1 protein-coding gene is annotated in these 1042 nt (G+C 59.8%); it reads right to left on the reverse strand.

The genetic code is table 11. The features are described 5' to 3' along the window. Position 1 precedes the first annotated feature (1 nt). Positions 2-1042: elongation factor Tu (tuf, locus tag CGX12_RS19275; protein ID WP_094041463.1), on the reverse strand; the 1041-nt coding region annotated here is incomplete at its 5' end.

The following is a 1042-nucleotide window of genomic DNA, read 5'->3' on the forward strand; positions in this document are numbered from 1 at the left end:
ATTACTCGATGATCTTGGCAACAACGCCGGCGCCAACGGTGCGGCCGCCTTCACGGATGGCGAAGCGCAGACCGTCTTCCATCGCGATGGGAGCGATCAGGGTCACGACCATCTTGATGTTGTCGCCGGGCATTACCATCTCAACGCCTTCCGGCAGTTCGATGGTGCCGGTCACGTCGGTGGTACGGAAGTAGAACTGCGGACGGTAGCCCTTGAAGAACGGGGTGTGACGACCACCTTCTTCCTTGGACAGTACGTACACTTCGGACTCGAACTTGGTGTGCGGCTTGATGGAGCCGGGCTTGGCCAGAACCTGACCACGCTCAACTTCTTCACGCTTGGTACCACGCAGCAGGGCACCGATGTTCTCGCCGGCACGGCCTTCGTCCAGCAGCTTGCGGAACATTTCCACGCCGGTACAGGTGGTGGTGATGGTGTCTTTGATACCAACGATTTCGATGGTGTCACCCACTTTCACGATACCACGCTCAACACGACCGGTAACCACGGTGCCACGACCCTGGATGGAGAACACGTCTTCGATCGGCATCAGGAAGGCACCGTCGATGGCACGCTCGGGCTCGGGGATGTAGGTGTCCAGGGCGTTGGCCAGCTCCAGGATCTTCTCTTCCCACTGGGGGTCACCTTCCAGGCCTTTCAGGGCGGAACCCTGGATAACCGGAATGTCGTCGCCCGGGAAGTCGTACTCGGACAGCAGCTCGCGCACTTCCATTTCTACCAGCTCGAGCAGCTCTTCGTCGTCAACCATGTCACACTTGTTCATGAACACGACGATGTAGGGTACGCCTACCTGGCGGGCCAGCAGGATGTGCTCACGGGTTTGCGGCATGGGGCCGTCGGTGGCAGCAACCACCAGGATGGCGCCGTCCATCTGGGCCGCACCGGTGATCATGTTTTTCACGTAGTCGGCGTGGCCGGGGCAGTCAACGTGCGCGTAGTGACGGATTTCGGTGTCATACTCGACGTGGGAAGCGGCGATGGTGATACCACGGGCTTTTTCTTCCGGAGCGTTGTCGATCTG

Source organism: Zobellella denitrificans (assembly GCF_002237365.1).
In the GTDB taxonomy this organism is placed as follows: domain Bacteria; phylum Pseudomonadota; class Gammaproteobacteria; order Enterobacterales; family Aeromonadaceae; genus Oceanimonas; species Oceanimonas denitrificans.